This window comes from Adlercreutzia sp. ZJ242, assembly GCF_011038995.1.
Classification (GTDB): domain Bacteria; phylum Actinomycetota; class Coriobacteriia; order Coriobacteriales; family Eggerthellaceae; genus CAAEEV01.
Map to the genome: position 1 here is coordinate 1 of NZ_JAAKEE010000061.1, position 15060 is coordinate 15060.

The following is a 15060-nucleotide window of genomic DNA, read 5'->3' on the forward strand; positions in this document are numbered from 1 at the left end:
CCGCCGGCCGCGAGCGTGGCGGGCATGTCGGCCGAGGTGCGCTATGCTGCCGCCGTCGACTCCGGAATGGCCGGAACGGGCTGGTAGGAGATCGGGAGAGCATGGCCCCCATCAAAGTTACGCCGTCGTTGAATGACCATTTGCCACCAAGATATTGATTTTTCTCGTTGTCGAGTCCATAATCTCATGTGAGCCCATTGCTTATAGCTTTGGACCTGGCCTGCCTCGGTGCCCCATATCCGGGGCTTTTTTATGTCCTCGATTGAGCTTCGCCATCCTGCTCTTTGCGGATTCTTTCGACCAGCTCGCCGGTTTTCTTCACTTTCGTAACATAGGTCTCGTCTGCGGGATAAGCCGAGCGGACAACGTAATGATCCTTAACGCAGCCGAGGACCACGATATAGTCAGCATCCTCGCCATTGACGATGATTTCAACTTTGTCGACGGTCTTGTTTTTGCGGACCTGACGATACACGTCCGCGTTTAGCTTGCCTGTAACGGCCGCTTTGAGAATGGGCAGTCGACGCACGCGTTCGACGTCGATATCCATGAGGGCGTTCAGGGGCGGTTTGCCGCGTCCGTGCTTGCAGACAAGATGGAGGAACTCGTTTTCGCTGTCCATGCCTTCAATCGCAGTGCCGTCCCAAGCCGTCAGGTCGACGAGCTCTTCAAAGTAATACTCTCGTGCGAGACTTTCGACGGCAAACATGTCGTAGCCTCGTCTCATGAAACAGGTGTTGAGGTCAAGGTGCCCCAGCTCATCTATGGACCAGCCCATTATTGCGCTCCGAAATTGAACACATTGAACTTACGAGCATTTGGTCCGGTTTTGTAATGGTCGATTGTCCTGACCCCAAGCTTTTGCGCAATGTATGTGCAGAGGTCTTCTTTGGCTTTGCTTCCGCTGCGTCCGTTCCATGCGTATCCGACCGCTCCTAGGATGAGGTCGGCAAGCTGGACGAGGTTGTTTTCTTTTGACTCGACCTCCTCGACGAATAGGACGCTTTGCCCGAATTTGAATGTGTTGATGAGACAGCGGCGTAGAGTTGCGACTCTTTCAGGATCATCAATTCTTCGATCGATGAAGATGCGGTGCTTACAGCGCCTGTCTAGCCAATTATTGAATACCTGGTAGTAGAGCTTTTGGAACTGATCTTCGCTGTCTGCGAAGTTGGTGTGCTGCCTGCTAGAGACGACGCACCTGAATTTCAAGTCGGGATCGTCGAAGAACAGATCGACAAGGTCTCGGAAGAAGTCGTATTTGCTCGGGGACACCGTCTTCCAGCCGAATTCGCCCTGAACTCCGTGCTTTGCTCGCAGGCAGTCAATGGCGCGCACGATGTCGCGCTTCTTCGCGGTAGGGCAGGACACTCCGCCGATGACCATGTGCTCTTCGCTGGGGTTTGAGTTCACCCTGCTCTCGTCGCAGTAGACGTTGATGGTGTCGCTCATGCTCTCGCTTTCGCTCAAGATAATTTGCCCTGTTTATTATCTCACGATTGCGATAAAGATCCATGCTCAAGCTCTCTGCTCAAGGCGTCGGGCATGCGTCAGGTTGTCGGTCGCGTACGGCGCATGAACTCCACGTCCATCTCCGCGTTGACACCGTGGTGTCGAGGAATGCGCCGATCGCCGGAGCCCCCGACCTCGACGACGTGGCGGGCAAGGTGTACACCCGCGACCTGTTCCGGAGGGACTAGGAGGCTCTAGGCGCCGTTTTGCGCGCCGGACAGAGCGTCGGCAATGCGAAGCGCCCCGGAGCGGCCAGGGCTCCGGGGCGCTTTTCGTCGATGGGATGCTTTTCGTCGATGGGGTGCTGTGGTCTTGAGCCTGCCATCAGCCATGAGCTTCTTTGGCGGTCGGCGACACGATCTCGTTCAACAAGGTGCTACGGGTTGTAGGTATGAAGAAAGCGCCAGAAAAAATGGCGGGGACTGTTCCCCGCCGATGGGTGGACCCGCCTCGGGCGCGCCCAGATAGTTTCTTATACCACATAGCGCGCATCTGCGCAACTGGCTGTGACGGCCTGCGCGGACTTGCGCCCGCGCGTGGCCGGGACTTTGACAATTCATGAAGAGTCTCTCGAAGACGATCTCAAAGGTGGCCTTCGAACTCCACGTGCAGCCAACCGTTTAACGCGGCGCATGATCTGCTTCCTTTGGCTCTCGGCTGCTTCTCGCTATAATGTACTTGCGAATGATAAAGAAAGATAACGAAGATAAAGGATGATAAACGATGATAAAGAATGATAAAAGCTCCATGGCGCAGCGCCCATTGTTTCATCCGGCCTTTGGCAGCAGGCCCCAGGAGATCATCGGCCGTGACGGGGTGATAGCGGAGTTTCTCGACGGGCTTCACGAGCCTGTTGGCTCCCAGCGACGCTGCACGTTCTTCTTCGGTCAGCGCGGCATGGGTAAGACGGCGCTCCTCCTTGAGCTTGCTGAGCGAGCTGCTCGCCTCGACTACGTTGTTGCGCGCGTGACCGCCTACGAGAGCATGCCGCAGGAGATCATAGAGGCCATCCAGATAAACGGCGCGCGCTTCTTCAAGGGTTCCGATCGCAAAGTGCAAGGGTTCGAGGCGGGCGCTTTCGGGTTTTCGTTCGGGCTGACGTTCACGCCCGCAACCGATGCGCAATACGGCTTTCGCACCAAGCTCTCCCTTCTCTGCGACAAGCTCGCGGAGGTGGGGAAGGGCGTGCTCATCCTTATCGACGAGGCTCAGTCGTGTGAGGCGATGCGGCAGGTGGCTTCGGCCTATCAGCATCTGGTGGGGGAGGGCAAGGACATCGCCATTGCCATGGCGGGGCTTCCCCATGCCGTGTCGGGCGTTCTCAACGACAAGATCCTCACGTTTCTCAATCGCGCTCGGAAAGTGCGGCTTGAGCCCATCGGGCTTCCCGCCGTGCGCATCTACTACGCGCATGCCTTCAGGGAGCTGGGGATTGACTGCCCTGAGCCGCTGCTTGAGAAGGCGGCCGAAGAGACGCGCGGCTTCCCCTATCTCGTGCAGCTGGTGGGCTACTACCTCGCGAAGCACGCATCTGGCCAAGTGGTTGACGACGAGGTCCTGGCGCGGGCGATGCGCGATGCCCTGTCAGACCTCGACGACAACGTGTTCAGGCCGGTGCTCGCGCCGCTTTCAGACGGTGACAAGGCGCTCCTCCATGCCATGGCACAGGATGACGGGGTGAGCAGGAGCTCCGAGCTGCGGGTTCGCCTTGGTGTGGAGAACTCGGCATTTCAGCCGTATCGTGCGCGGCTCATCGAAGAGGGCATCGTGGGATCGCCGCGAAGGGGCGAGTTAGCGTTCGCCATACCCCACTTGGCAGAGTACCTGCGGAACCACCCCGACGCGTGATCGCCGCTTCGTCCACCTGGGCTTTGACTGAATCTTTTCCAACTTCGTCCGCTTTCCTTGCGCGCACTTGACCTTCCTCAAACACGGCGCTCCTACTATGGGCACCATGCCGGCGCAAGCGGAGTCCCCCTCCCACTCCCGCTTGCCTGGCGCAACAAGCCATCTGGCCCGCTCCCGCAAGGCGGGACGAGGAAGGAAAGTGAAGAATGGAGACGCAACCGATCGACCGCCGTCACTTCGTGAAGGGCACGGCAGCTCTGGCACTCATGGGGCTCACCTGGGGATTCGTGGGATGCTCGTCAGGGAGCCAGGAAGGTTCGAGCAGCTCTGCGGCGCAGGGTGGCGCAAGCAGCGAGCCTGTCACCATGGTGTGGCTGCCCGACAACTCCGCCAGCGACCTCACCGCCTCGCGCGAGGCCATCGGCGCCGCCATCACCGCTGCGTGCGGCAGGAAGGCCGAGCTGCTCACCACCACCGACTACAACGTCGCCATCGAGTCGATCGCCACGGGCAAGGCGCACATGGCGCTGCTCGGCGCCGAGGGCTACGTGCAGGCGAACAAGAAGAACTCCCAGGTGCAGGCGGCGTTCACCGACTCCGACGAGGAAGGCGGGCTCGAGGGCGCCTGCTACTACAGCCGCATCAGCGTGCTCGAGGAGAACGCCGACCAGTACAAGGACGGCGCGGGCTACTCGATCGAGAACATCAAGGGCAAGTCGTTCTCGTTCGTGACCGCCACCTCCACCTCGGGCTTCAAGGTCCCCTCCGCCGCCATCGTGAGCGAGTTCGGCCTCGACAGCTCTGACGTGCTGCTCGAAGCCGGCGGGTTCTTCTCCGAGGTGCTCTTCGGCAACTCGCACCAGGGCTCGGCGGTGAACCTGCTCTCGGGCGACGCCGAGGTGGCCGCCTTCGACGACGTCGACGTGGACATGTTCCTCAACCTGGTGTCGGGCGAGGCCAACATGCCCGGCTCGGTGTACGAGGTGAAGGCCGACGCCGAGGCGCCCTTCGACGCCGTGCGCGGCAAGCGCTTCACCATCATCGCCTCGACGCCCGTGCTCAACGCGCCGTTCTGCTTCAACGAGGGCGTCATCTCGGACGAGGACCGCAACAAGATCATCGACTACTTCTGCTCGGACGCCGTGGCGAACGACGAGCGCATCTTCGTCAACCCCGACGACGAGAACGCGAAGGGCATCTTCGAGAAGGACTCGGAGAAGAAGTGCTTCGTGCGAACCGACGACGCGTGGTATGACCCCATCCGCAAGCTGAGCAGCAACTAGGGGAGACGGGCCATGCGAGAGGAAAGCCCTCTTCTGGCGGTGAGCCACCTCACGAAGAGCTACGACGGCTGGTCGCGCGCGCTCGATGACGTGACGTTCAGCCTGCGTCGCGGCGAGTTCGTGAGCATCATCGGCTCGTCGGGCGCGGGCAAGTCGACGCTTCTGCGCTGCGTGAACCGGCTGGTGGTCCCCACCTCGGGCGTGGTGGCGTTCGACGGGCGCGAGGTGTGCACCGCGAGCAGGCGTGAGCTGCGCGCCCTGCGCCGCCGCATCGCCATGGTGTTCCAGCACTACAACCTGGTGGGGCGCTCCACGGCCGTGGAGAACGTGCTGCAGGGCCGGCTGGGCTACAAGTCGTCCCTGGCCGGGTCGCTGGGCATCTTCACCGAGGAGGAGAAGCGCCGCGCGTTCCAGGCGCTCGAGCAGGTGGGCCTGAGCGACTTCGCCTACGCGCGTGCCGACTCGCTCTCGGGCGGGCAGAAGCAGCGCGTGGGCATCGCGCGCTCGCTCGTGCAGGACCCGCTGCTCATGCTGGCCGACGAGCCCATCGCGAGCCTCGACCCCAAGTCCTCGCGCACGGTGATGGACCGTCTGCGGTGGGCGGCCGACGAGCTGGGCATCGCCTGCTTGGTGAACCTCCACCAGGTTGACTTCGCGCTCGAGTACTCCGACCGCGTCATCGCGCTCTCGGGCGGGCGCAAGGTGTTCGACGGCGTGCCCGCAGAGCTCGACGAGGCGACCGTCAAGGCCATCTACGACGGCAAGCACGACTCCGCGCAGCAGCCTGCGGAAGCGGGGGAGCTCGCGGCGGCGGAAGGGCTCGCGGAAGCGGAGGCGCTCGCAGGGGCGGAGGCGCCTGCGGAAGCGGAAGCGGATGGCGAGGGGGCGGAAGGCGGGCGGGCCGCCGCCGCGGCTGCGGCCGCCCGCCCGGCGCCCCTCGTCGCGAGCGGGGTGGCGTGACGTGGCGGCCCTCGTGAGCGCCGCGCGCACGGGCGCCGCGGGGAGCGCCGAGGCGCAGGCCGCGGCGTTCTTCCGCAAGCGCCTGCTCTTCCTCGCGGCCGCCGTGGCGGCGTTCCTCGCGCTCAACGCCGTCTGCGCCGCGTACGTGGACTACAGCTTCGTCGACGCGATCATCCAGGTGCCCGCGGGCCTCGCGTGGCTGATCGTGGAGTTCGCCCCGTCGGCGGCGTCATTGGAGAAGCTCGGCGTGATCCTGCCGGCCCTCGGGTCCACCATGCTCGTGTCGGTTGCGGCGAGCTGCGTGGCGGCCGTGCTCGCCTTCGCGCTCGCCGTCATGGGCTCGCGCTCGGTGGGCCTCGGCGGCCCGCTGCCGCTGCTGGCGCGCGGCATCGCCTCGCTCTTCCGCAACATCCCCGTGGTGGCGTGGACGTTCGTGCTGCTCTTCTCGTTCAAGCAGAGCGAGTTCACGGGGTTCCTCGCGCTTCTGTTCACCAGCTTCGGCTACCTCGTGCGCTGCTTCCTGGAGACGGTCGACGAGGCGGCGAGCGGCCCGGTTGAGGCGCTGCGCGCCGTGGGGGCCTCGTACCCCCAGATCATCGCCCAGGCGGTGATCCCGCTCACCATCACGCAGGTCATCAGCTGGGTGCTCTACATGATCGAGACCAACATCCGCGACGCCACGCTCGTGGGCATCCTCACGGGCACGGGCATCGGGTTCGTGTTCGACGTGTACTACAAGAGCTTCCGCTACGACGTCGCGGGGCTGGTGATCCTGGCGGTCATCGTGGTGGTGATCGCATGCGAGATGACGTCGAACTTCGTGAGGAGGCGGATGCTGTGAGCGGGCGCGGCTTGAATCGCACGTCGGAGGACGTGCGCGCGGCGGGACGTGCGGCGAAGCGCCCGGCGCCGACGGCTGCGGGCGCGGTGCCTGCTGCGGCGGGTGCCTGCCCTGGCGCGCGCCTCGGCCGCTCGGGGGGCGTCAAGGTGCACGTGGCGAGCCGCGAGAACGTGGCGCTCATGGCGGTGGTGGCGCTGCTGGCCGCGGTGAGCGCGTTCGCGCTTCTCACCATGGACTTCGGCAAGGCGACGTTTCCCGCGGCGTGCGTCGAGGCGGTCGAGGACTTCGCCGCCATGATGCTCACCCCGGGGCTCTCGGGCCACTTCACGCTGGTCGACGTGGTGGAGGGCCTGTTCGTGTCGCTCGCGCTCGCCCTGCTCACCACGCTCATCGGCGCCGTGATAGCGTTCGTCCTGGGGCTTCTGGCCTCGTCGAACCTGTCGAATCGCGCGGTGAGCAACGTCATCAAGGCGCTGATGTCGGTGGCGCGTGCGGTGCCCACCATCTTGTGGGTGCTCGTGTTCTCGGTGGCCATCGGGCTGGGGCCCGAGGCCGCGGTCACGGGGCTTCTGTTCCACAGCGTGGCCTACCTGGTGAAGGCGTACTCGGAGAGCTTCGAGGAGGTCGACCCCGGGGTCATCGAGGCTCTGCGCGCGGCGGGCGCGTCGTGGTGGCAGGTGGTCATGCGCGGCGTGGTGCCCGAGAAGGCCAGCGAGATGCTGTCGTGGACGTTTCTGCGCCTCGAGATCAACTTCGTGAACGCCGTGGCGGTCGGCGCCGTGGCGGGCGCGGGCGGCATCGGCTACCAGCTCTTCTTGGCCGGCGGCTTCTACTACGACATCCACGAGGTGGGGCTGATCTCGTATCTGTGCCTCGCCGTGGCCGTGGTGCTCGAGGTGGCGGCCACGCGCCTGCGGGCGCGCCTCGTCACCTCGCACTGAGGGCGCGGGTGCGGGGCAGCGCGCGGGCGTCGGCGCGCAAGCCCAGGCGGAAGGCATGGGCGCGGAAGCAGGGCGCGAGCGCGACGTCACGCGCCGGCGCAGGGCGCAGGGCGCCGGCGCGTGACGAAGCAGGAAACAGGAAAGGAACGGCAGATGCTGAATCGCTACCGGCGCACGCGCGCCTTGGTAGAAGAGGGCGGTGAGCTCGCCGCCGAGATCGCATTCTTCGTGGAGAACGAGGCGCGGCGGGCGGGGATCGACGTGTCGGTGCTCGACGAGCCGCGCGAGGAGCTGGTCATGGTGCGCGTGCGCGAGACCGCCCAGGGGTGCGAGTTCTTCCTGGGCGAGGCGCTCATGACCACGTGCCGCGTGTCGGTGGGCGCGCACACGGGGCTGGGCATGGTGCTGGGGTCGGACCGGCACTTCGCGCAGAACCTGGCCGTGATCGACGCCGCCTTCTCGGGCGGCATGGGCGAGGGGCTCTCCCGCACGTGGGAGGCGCGCCTGCGCGAGGCCGAGCGCGGCATCGCGCGTCGCCGCGCGCGCGAGCAGGCGCGCGTCTGCTCCACGCGCGTGGACTTCTCGATGATGGAGGCGGAGCTATGACAGAAGAACCTTCGCGGGCCTCCCTGAGGGAGGAGGCGCTGCACCGGCACCAGCGCAACTTCCGCCGCGTGCTCGACGCGTGCGCGTATCCGGGGACGGTCGTGCGGCTTGAGGTGGATGCGCGCCCGCAGGCGCACGGCGCGGCGCCCGCCGCGCTCGGCGAGGCGCTGTTCGAGGCGGTGAGCCTGCTCGTCGACCAGGCGACGACGTTCTGCGTGGTCGACGCCGCCCATGCGGAGGCGACGTCCTTCATCGCCGGCGAGACGCACGCCCGCCCGTGCGGCGCGCCTGACGCGGACTTCCTCGTGGTGACGAGCCGCGCCTGCTCGAGCGTGGCGCGCCGCGCCGTCCTCGGCGCCCGCGCGGGAGACCTCCTGGCCCCCGAGCGCGGGGCGAGCGTGATCGTGGGCTGCGAGTACGTGCGGTCCTTCGGGCAGTCCCTCGTGAGGCGGAGCTCGCCTGCGGGCGCGCGCAGCTCCAAGCCGCCGGCTGACCTCTGCCGCGTCGAGGTGCGCGGGCCGGGCGTGGACGGGGCCAACCGCTTCGTCGTCGACCGCGTCGACTGGGCCCTGGCGCGCGCCGAGCGCGCCGACGAGTTCCCCTGTGGGATCGACGTGCTCCTGGTCGACCGCGACGGCTTCGCCGTGATGGTGCCGCGCACGAGCGCGCTCGCGCTCGCCGACGGGAAGGCGGCGTAGATGGGATACGTTGCGGTGCGCGGCGGCGGCCGCGCCATCGAGGAGAGCCTGCGGCTGCTCGAGGCCGAGCGGGTGTCAACTGGGGCCGACGCGAGCGCGGCGGCTGTCGAGTCGACGCTTCCCGACCTGGTCGACCAGGTCATGGGCGAGGCGTCGCTCTACGCGCCGCGCCTGGCCGCGCTCGCGCTCAAGCAGGCGCAGGGCTCGCCCGACGAGGCGGTGTTCCTGCTGCGCGCCTTCCGCTCGACGCTCGAGCGCCCGTACGTGTCGCGCGCGGTCGACACCGCCGGCATGTACGTGCGCCGGCGCATATCGGCGGCGTTCAAGGACGTGCCGGGCGGGCAGGTGCTCGGCGCCACGCGCGACTACAGCCACCGCCTCGTCGACTTCGACCTCGCCAGCGAGGGCGCAGCCGAGCGCGCCGACCGGGCCCGCGCGCTGTCCTCCCACTTCGCCGCGGCGGAGCTTCAGGCGCTGCGCGCGACCGACGAGGTCCTTCGCGCCGCTGACGAGGACGGCGCCGACCCGCTGGCCGCATGCGGGCGTCTGCCGCGTGCGCTCGACTACCTGCGCGACCAGGGGCTTCTGGCGCCTGCGCCGCCTGCGGGCGCCGTCGCGCCGCCCGACGACGCCACCATGACCCCGCTCGTGATACCCGCCTCGCGCTCGATGCGCCTCCAGACGCTCGCGCGCGGCATGACGCAGGCGGTCGAGGCTCTGGGGTACGCGGCCATCCGCGGGTTCGGCCCCGCGCACCCCACGGTGGGGGAGCTGCGGAGCGGGCTTGTCGAGGTGGTCATCGACCGCCCGCTCGGCACCGGCGAGCTTGCCGACGCGTACTACGCGGGCACCGTCAGCGTGACGGAGGTGGAGAGCCTGTTCATGGCGGACGCGCGTGACGGCGGCGACGCGGGCGCGGGTTCGGGCGGCGTCGGCGATGGTGCGGGCGCGGAGCCAGACGGCGGCGAAAGCGCTGCCGAAGGCGCGGGTTCGGGGCCAGACAGCGCCGGCGATGGCGCGGACGCGGGGCTTGCCTTCGAGGTGGGCTACGGCATGGTGTTCGGGCGCTGCGAGTCGAAGGCGATAGCCATGAGCGTGCTCGACCGCTGCCTCGAGATAGGCGACGCGCGCTATCCCACCCAGGACGAGGAGTTCGTGCTCTACCACGTCGACGGCGTCGAGGCGTCGGGCTTCATCTCGCACCTCAAGCTGCCCCACTACGTCACCTTCCAGTCGAAGCTCTCGAGCGTGCGCGCGACGCGCGCGCCAGGCGCCGGGCCCAGCTCGCCCGTCGAGCCCAGCTCGCCCAGCGAGCCCGCTGCGGCCAGCGCATCCAGCTCGCCCGCCGGGTCCGACGTGGGCGCTGCGCCCGACTCGCCCGACCAGCCCCGCCAGGAAGACGCCGAAGGAGGCGCCGATGCAGCAACGCTATAACTTCGCGTTCTTCGACGAGGCGTCGAAGCGCGAGATCCGCCGCGCCGTGCTCAAGGGCGTGTGCATCCCGGGGTACCAGGTCCCTTTCGCCTCGCGCGAGATGCCCATCGGGCGCGGGTGGGGAACCGGCGGGCTGCAGATCACGCTGTCGCTCATCGGGCGGGACGACGTGCTCAAGGTGATCGACCAGGGCGCCGACGACTCGGTGAACGCCGTCAACATCAAGAAGCTCGTATGCGACACCACCGACGTGGACGTGACCGACGACACCGCGCGCGCCACGCTCATCCAGTCGCGCCACCGCATCCCCGAACAGCCCCTCACCTCCAAGCAGATCCTCGTGCTGCAGGTTCCCACGCCCGAGCCTCTGCGCACCTTCGAGCCGAGCGAGGCGGCCACGCGCGTCCTGCACGCCGAGGCCGACTACACGGGCGCGTGGCTCGAGCTGTTCGACCAGATCGTGGCGTACGACACCACGGTGACCGGCGCCGACCACCCCGTGGTGGTGAACGGGCGCTACGTGATGGCGCCCTCGCCGATCCCGCGCTTCGACAACTTGAAGCTCGACCAGGCTGAGAACCTCACGCTCTTCGGCGCGGGGCGCGAGAAGAAGATCTACGCCGTGCCGCCCCACACCAGCGTGCGCCCGCTCGACTTCGAGGACTACCCGTTCGTCCGCGAGCGCTTCGAGGGCGTGCGCTGCGCGCTGTGCGGCGCGGAGGGCGTGTTCTTCGACGAGCTGGAGGACGAGGCCACCGGCGAGGTGCGCTACCAATGCAACGACACGGCCTTCTGCGCGGCGCGTCGCGCGCAGCAGCGTGCGCACGGCGTCGCGCCCGATGACGCGGCGCCCGAAGGCGCGCCCGATGTGGTGCCCGACGGCTCAGCGCCCGACGCGGAGCCCGGCGAAGCGTCCGGCGAGAGGGAGGTGAGGCGGCATGGCTGAGGAGCTGACCGCGCCCGCTGTCGCGTGCGAGGAGGACGCCCCGCAGCTTTCGGTCAGGGACCTCTCCCTGCGCTTCGGGCGGGGATGCCCCGCCTGCCAGGGCGCGGCGGGGGAGCTCGCAGGCAACGTGTGCCCCGCCTGCGGCACGGTGCACGCTGTGCGCGCGGTGAGCCTGGAGGTGTACCCCGGCGAGATCGTGGGCATCGTGGGGGAGTCGGGCAGCGGCAAGTCGAGCCTCATGCGCTGCGTCTACTTCGACGAGCAGGCCACCGGCGGCGACGTGCGGGCGCTCCCCTTCGACGGCGGCGCGCGCAACCTGCTCGAGCTCTCCCCGCAGCGCAAGCGCGCGGTGCGCAACCAGGTGTTCGGCATGGTGTACCAAAACCCCCACCTGGGGCTGCGCATGGGCTTCTCGTCGCTGTCCAACATCGCCGAGGCCATGATCGCCTCGGGCGAGCGCAACGTGGGCGCCATGCGCGCCCGCGGAGAGGGCCTGCTCGAGCGCGTGAGCATTCCCCTCGAGCGTGCGACGTGCCCGCCGCGCGTGTTCTCGGGCGGCATGCAGCAGCGCGTGCAGATAGCCAAGGCGCTCTCCGCCAACCCGCCCATCCTGCTGCTCGACGAGGTCACCACCGGGCTCGACCTGTCGGTCCAGGCCGCCGTGCTCGACCTGATCCTGGACATCCGGCGCAGCTTCAACGTGAGCATGCTGGTGGTGAGCCACGACCTCGGGGTCATTCGGATGCTCGCCGACCGCACGCTGGTGATGCTGTCCGGGCGCGTGGTCGAGCAGGGCCTGACCGACCAGATCCTGGAGGACCCGCAGCATCCCTACACCCAGAAGCTCGTGAGCTCGCTTTTGTAGCGCCCCGCGCAAAGGCGGCCTTTCGGGCCTTCCTCGTGAACCATGCCAGCCAGGCGGGCTGGCGCCAAGGAGAAAGAGAGCAAGCACATGGACGTCAACTCGTGCATCATCCGAGGCGGGGACGTGGTGTGCCCTGATCGCGTGCTCAAGGGCCATGACGTGGTCGTGCGCGACGGGCGCATCGAGGCCGTCGTCCCCACCGAGTCCGCCGAGCTCGACCTGCAGCCGGACGCGGCGTGCGGCGCGCTTCCCGTGATCGACGCGCGCGGGGCCCTCGTCACCCCCGGCCTCGTGGACATCCACTCCGACTACGTGGAGAACGTCGCCTCGCCGCGCCCGAGCGTCATCATGGATCTGGCGTCGTCGCTGTACAAGGCCGACCGCGAGCTGGTCAGCCACGGCATCACCACCATCTACCACTCGCTGTCGGTGTACGGCGAGACCATCTTCGACCACAAGCCCATCCGCAGCTTCAGCAACGTGAGCGCGCTGGTCGACCAGGTTGCGGCCATGAGGGCGGGCGAGGAGCGCGACCACCTGATCCGCCACCGCCTCCACCTGCGCGTCGAGCTCGACGCGGTGCGCCTGCTCGACGAGATCACCGCGTACGTGGACGCGGGCAAGGTCGACCTGCTGTCGTTCATGGACCACACGCCCGGGCAGGGGCAATACGCCGACCTCGCGCTTTTCGCAGACACCATCAGGGGGTACCGCGAGGCGACCGACGAGGAGGTGCGCGACATCGTCGCGCGCCAGCAGCAGGCGCTCAAGCTCACCGCCGCGCAGGTCGTGAGGCTCGCGCGGCTCGCCGGCGCGCGCGGCATCTCGGTGGCGTCGCACGATGACGACAGCGTGGGGAAGGTGGAGGCCATGAGCGGCGCCGGCGCGCGGATCTCCGAGTTCCCCATCACGCTCGAGGTGGCCCGCGCCGCCCGCGCGCTCGGCATGCGCACGCTCGCCGGCGCGCCCAACGTGCTCATGGGGCACAGCCACTCGGGCAACCTCTCGGCGCGCGAGGCCATCGGCGCGGGCGGCATCGACGTCTTGTGCAGCGACTACTACCCGGCGGCGCTGCTCGACGCGGTGTTCGTGCTGCGCGACGTGTGCGGGATGGACCTTGCCGCGGCGTTCGCGCTGGTGACGGCCAACCCCGCGCAGGCCGCGGGGATCGGCGCGGAGCTGGGCTCGATCGAGGCGGGCAAGCGCGCCGACGTTCTGGTGGTGCGCGAGATCGCGTGCGGCGCGGCAGGCCGCACCATGCCCGTGGTGACGCGCGCCTTCGTGGGCGGCCACTCGGTGTACCGCTCGCACTACCCCGACCAGCCGAGCGGCTACGGGCGCGACACGCGCGAGGCGCACGCGCGCGCGGGGGCTGCGCAAGCGGGGGGCGCGCCTGCGGCGGGGGCCGCGCAGGCGGCGGCTGGGCCCGCAGCGGAGGCCGCGCCTGCGGCGGCGGGCTCCCTCGTGGCGAAGGCGGTCTAGGCCATGGCGCTTCTGAGCATCGAGGGCCTCTCGAAGTCCTTCACCTTGCATCACGCGAACCGCCGCATCCAGGGCTGCCGCGACGTCAGCTTCTCCGTCGAGGAGGGCGAGTTCGTGGGCATCACGGGGAAGAGCGGCTCGGGCAAGTCGACCATCCTGCGCTGCATCTGGCGGACGAACGTGCCCGAGGAGGGGCGCATCCTGTACGACTCCGCGCGCTTCGGCATGCTCGACCTCATGACCGCGACGCAGCGCCAGGTGGTCTACTTGCGCCGCTACGAGCTCGGCTACGTGTCCCAGTTCCTGAGCGCGCTGCCGCGCCAAACCGCGTTCGACATCGTGCTGCGCAGCGCGCTCGACGCGCACGGCCCCTCGGGGGAGGGCCTCGCGCGCCGCGAGACCGAGCACATGCTTCGCCACTTCGGCCTCGGCGAGGATCTCTGGGACATCTACCCGCGCACGTTCTCGGGCGGCGAGAAGCTCAGGCTCAACATAGCCTGCGCCATGATAAAGCGCCCGCGGCTGCTTCTGCTCGACGAGCCGACGGCGTCTCTGGACAACGCCTCCAAGCTCAAGGTGCGCGCGCTGATCGAGCAGCTGAAGGGCGAGGGGACCACCATGGTGGGCATCTTCCACGACCTTGAGTTCATGGAGGGGCTGTGCGACCATGAGTTCAACATGCAGGAAGGGATGATGGCGTGAGCGCAGAAGAGCTCTTCGAGATGACGGAAGGCGGCGCGGGGTCGGTTGACCTGCACGTGCACACCACGACCTCGGACGGGTCGGACACGTTCGCGGAGGTGATCGAGCAGGCGCGCGAGCGCGGCGTCGGCACGGTCGCCTTCACCAACCACGACACCACGCGGGGCCTCGGCCAGGCGCGCGCCCTCGGCGCGCAGGCGGGCGTGCGCGTGGTGGGAGGCGTGGAGATAAGCGCGTGGGACGAGAGGCGCGGGCGCAAGGTGCACGTGCTGGGGCTGGGCCTCGAGGAGGGCTCGCCGGCCGTGGAGGAGCTGTGCGCGCCCTTGCTCGATCGGCGGCGCGCCGCCACGCTCGAGCAGCTCGACCGCATCGTGGAGGCGGGGCTGCCGATCGACGTGGCGCGTGCGCTCGAGCTGGGCGAGGCGTCGACGTGCCTGTACAAGCAGCACCTCATGGCCGCGATGACCGACGCCCCCTATGCGTCGGCGGAGTACCAGGGCTTGTACAGGCGCCTGTTCAAGGGCGAGGGCCCGTGCGTCCTGGAGATAGACTACGTCGACGCGCGCGACGCCGTGCGCGCGGTGGTGCGCGACGGCGGCCTGGCGGTGCTGGCGCATCCCGGCCAGCTCGACAGCTACGAGGCGGCGAGCGAGCTGGCGGCGGCGGGCCTCGGCGGCATCGAGTGCTACCACCCCGACCACACGCCCGTCGACCACGTCCGCTGCAAGCGCCTCGCCGACCGGTTCGGCCTCGTGCTCACGGCGGGCTCCGACTACCACGGCGCCTTCGGCCGCACGCCGCACCTCGGCTTCAGGATTCCGGAGGACTACGCCCTTCGCCGCGTCCCTTCCCGCTAGCGGCCGGGGTCGACGGACGGCCGCAGGGCGGCGCGGCCCGCGGCCCGCGCGCAGGGCGGCGGGCGCGCGCAGGGCGTTCGCGCGC

At 68.3% G+C, this 15060-nt stretch carries 16 protein-coding genes; 13 read left to right on the top strand and 3 right to left on the bottom strand.

Annotated features, from left to right (window positions below):
- Positions 1 to 250 precede the first annotated feature (250 nt).
- The 3 genes from G7Y49_RS10730 to G7Y49_RS10740 all read right to left on the bottom strand — a co-directional run bounded on the left by G7Y49_RS10730 (position 251) and on the right by G7Y49_RS10740 (position 2571).
- The gene (locus tag G7Y49_RS10730; protein ID WP_206214662.1) at positions 251 to 727 is read right to left on the bottom strand and encodes a hypothetical protein; all 477 of its coding nucleotides are present in this window, start codon (positions 725 to 727) and stop codon (positions 251 to 253) included.
- A 50-nt stretch (positions 728 to 777) separates the two neighbouring features.
- Positions 778 to 1452 carry a DUF3800 domain-containing protein gene (locus tag G7Y49_RS10735; protein WP_165173681.1) on the bottom strand — a complete coding sequence of 225 codons (675 nt, stop codon included), beginning with the start codon at positions 1450 to 1452 and terminating at the stop codon, positions 778 to 780.
- A gap of 642 nt (positions 1453 to 2094) precedes the next feature.
- Positions 2095 to 2571 (bottom strand): hypothetical protein, encoded by a 477-nt coding sequence (locus G7Y49_RS10740; RefSeq protein WP_165173683.1) that lies wholly within the window; start codon positions 2569 to 2571, stop codon positions 2095 to 2097.
- Between G7Y49_RS10740 and G7Y49_RS10745 the strand changes: the two genes are divergently transcribed.
- The 13 genes from G7Y49_RS10745 to G7Y49_RS10805 all read left to right on the top strand — a co-directional run bounded on the left by G7Y49_RS10745 (position 2566) and on the right by G7Y49_RS10805 (position 14975).
- The gene (locus G7Y49_RS10745; RefSeq protein ID WP_165173685.1) at positions 2566 to 3360 is read left to right on the top strand and encodes a hypothetical protein; all 795 of its coding nucleotides are present in this window, start codon (positions 2566 to 2568) and stop codon (positions 3358 to 3360) included. The genes G7Y49_RS10740 and G7Y49_RS10745 overlap by 6 nt on opposite strands.
- A gap of 206 nt (positions 3361 to 3566) precedes the next feature.
- Positions 3567 to 4643, top strand: coding sequence for a phosphate/phosphite/phosphonate ABC transporter substrate-binding protein (locus tag G7Y49_RS10750; RefSeq protein ID WP_165173687.1), 1077 nt, complete (start codon positions 3567 to 3569; stop codon positions 4641 to 4643).
- Between the two features lie 12 nt (positions 4644 to 4655).
- Entirely contained in the window at positions 4656 to 5603 is a 948-nt protein-coding gene (phnC, locus tag G7Y49_RS10755) for a phosphonate ABC transporter ATP-binding protein (RefSeq protein ID WP_165173689.1), read from the top strand.
- A gap of 1 nt (position 5604) precedes the next feature.
- Positions 5605 to 6444, top strand: a complete 840-nt coding sequence (locus G7Y49_RS10760; protein WP_241157388.1) for an ABC transporter permease — start codon at positions 5605 to 5607, stop codon at positions 6442 to 6444.
- A complete protein-coding gene (locus tag G7Y49_RS10765; RefSeq protein WP_241157389.1) occupies positions 6441 to 7385 on the top strand; it encodes an ABC transporter permease in 945 nt (314 codons plus the stop codon). Before G7Y49_RS10760 ends, G7Y49_RS10765 begins: the two co-directional genes overlap by 4 nt.
- A gap of 153 nt (positions 7386 to 7538) precedes the next feature.
- Positions 7539 to 7991 (top strand): phosphonate C-P lyase system protein PhnG, encoded by a 453-nt coding sequence (gene phnG / locus G7Y49_RS10770; RefSeq protein WP_165173695.1) that lies wholly within the window; start codon positions 7539 to 7541, stop codon positions 7989 to 7991.
- Positions 7988 to 8689 carry a phosphonate C-P lyase system protein PhnH gene (locus G7Y49_RS10775; protein WP_165173697.1) on the top strand — a complete coding sequence of 234 codons (702 nt, stop codon included), beginning with the start codon at positions 7988 to 7990 and terminating at the stop codon, positions 8687 to 8689. The genes phnG and G7Y49_RS10775 overlap by 4 nt, the downstream gene beginning before the upstream one ends.
- The gene (locus G7Y49_RS10780; RefSeq protein WP_165173698.1) at positions 8690 to 10123 is read left to right on the top strand and encodes a carbon-phosphorus lyase complex subunit PhnI; all 1434 of its coding nucleotides are present in this window, start codon (positions 8690 to 8692) and stop codon (positions 10121 to 10123) included.
- On the top strand, positions 10107 to 11069 hold the full coding sequence (locus G7Y49_RS10785; RefSeq protein WP_165173699.1) for an alpha-D-ribose 1-methylphosphonate 5-phosphate C-P-lyase PhnJ: 963 nt from the start codon (positions 10107 to 10109) through the stop codon (positions 11067 to 11069). Before G7Y49_RS10780 ends, G7Y49_RS10785 begins: the two co-directional genes overlap by 17 nt.
- Positions 11062 to 11934 (top strand): ATP-binding cassette domain-containing protein, encoded by an 873-nt coding sequence (locus G7Y49_RS10790; RefSeq protein WP_165173700.1) that lies wholly within the window; start codon positions 11062 to 11064, stop codon positions 11932 to 11934. Before G7Y49_RS10785 ends, G7Y49_RS10790 begins: the two co-directional genes overlap by 8 nt.
- 87 nt (positions 11935 to 12021) lie before the next feature.
- Positions 12022 to 13416, top strand: a complete 1395-nt coding sequence (gene phnM / locus G7Y49_RS10795) for a phosphonate metabolism protein PhnM (protein ID WP_165173701.1) — start codon at positions 12022 to 12024, stop codon at positions 13414 to 13416.
- Between the two features lie 3 nt (positions 13417 to 13419).
- The gene (locus G7Y49_RS10800; protein WP_165173702.1) at positions 13420 to 14118 is read left to right on the top strand and encodes a phosphonate C-P lyase system protein PhnL; all 699 of its coding nucleotides are present in this window, start codon (positions 13420 to 13422) and stop codon (positions 14116 to 14118) included.
- A complete protein-coding gene (locus G7Y49_RS10805; RefSeq protein WP_241157390.1) occupies positions 14115 to 14975 on the top strand; it encodes a PHP domain-containing protein in 861 nt (286 codons plus the stop codon). The genes G7Y49_RS10800 and G7Y49_RS10805 overlap by 4 nt, the downstream gene beginning before the upstream one ends.
- Positions 14976 to 15060 lie beyond the last annotated feature (85 nt).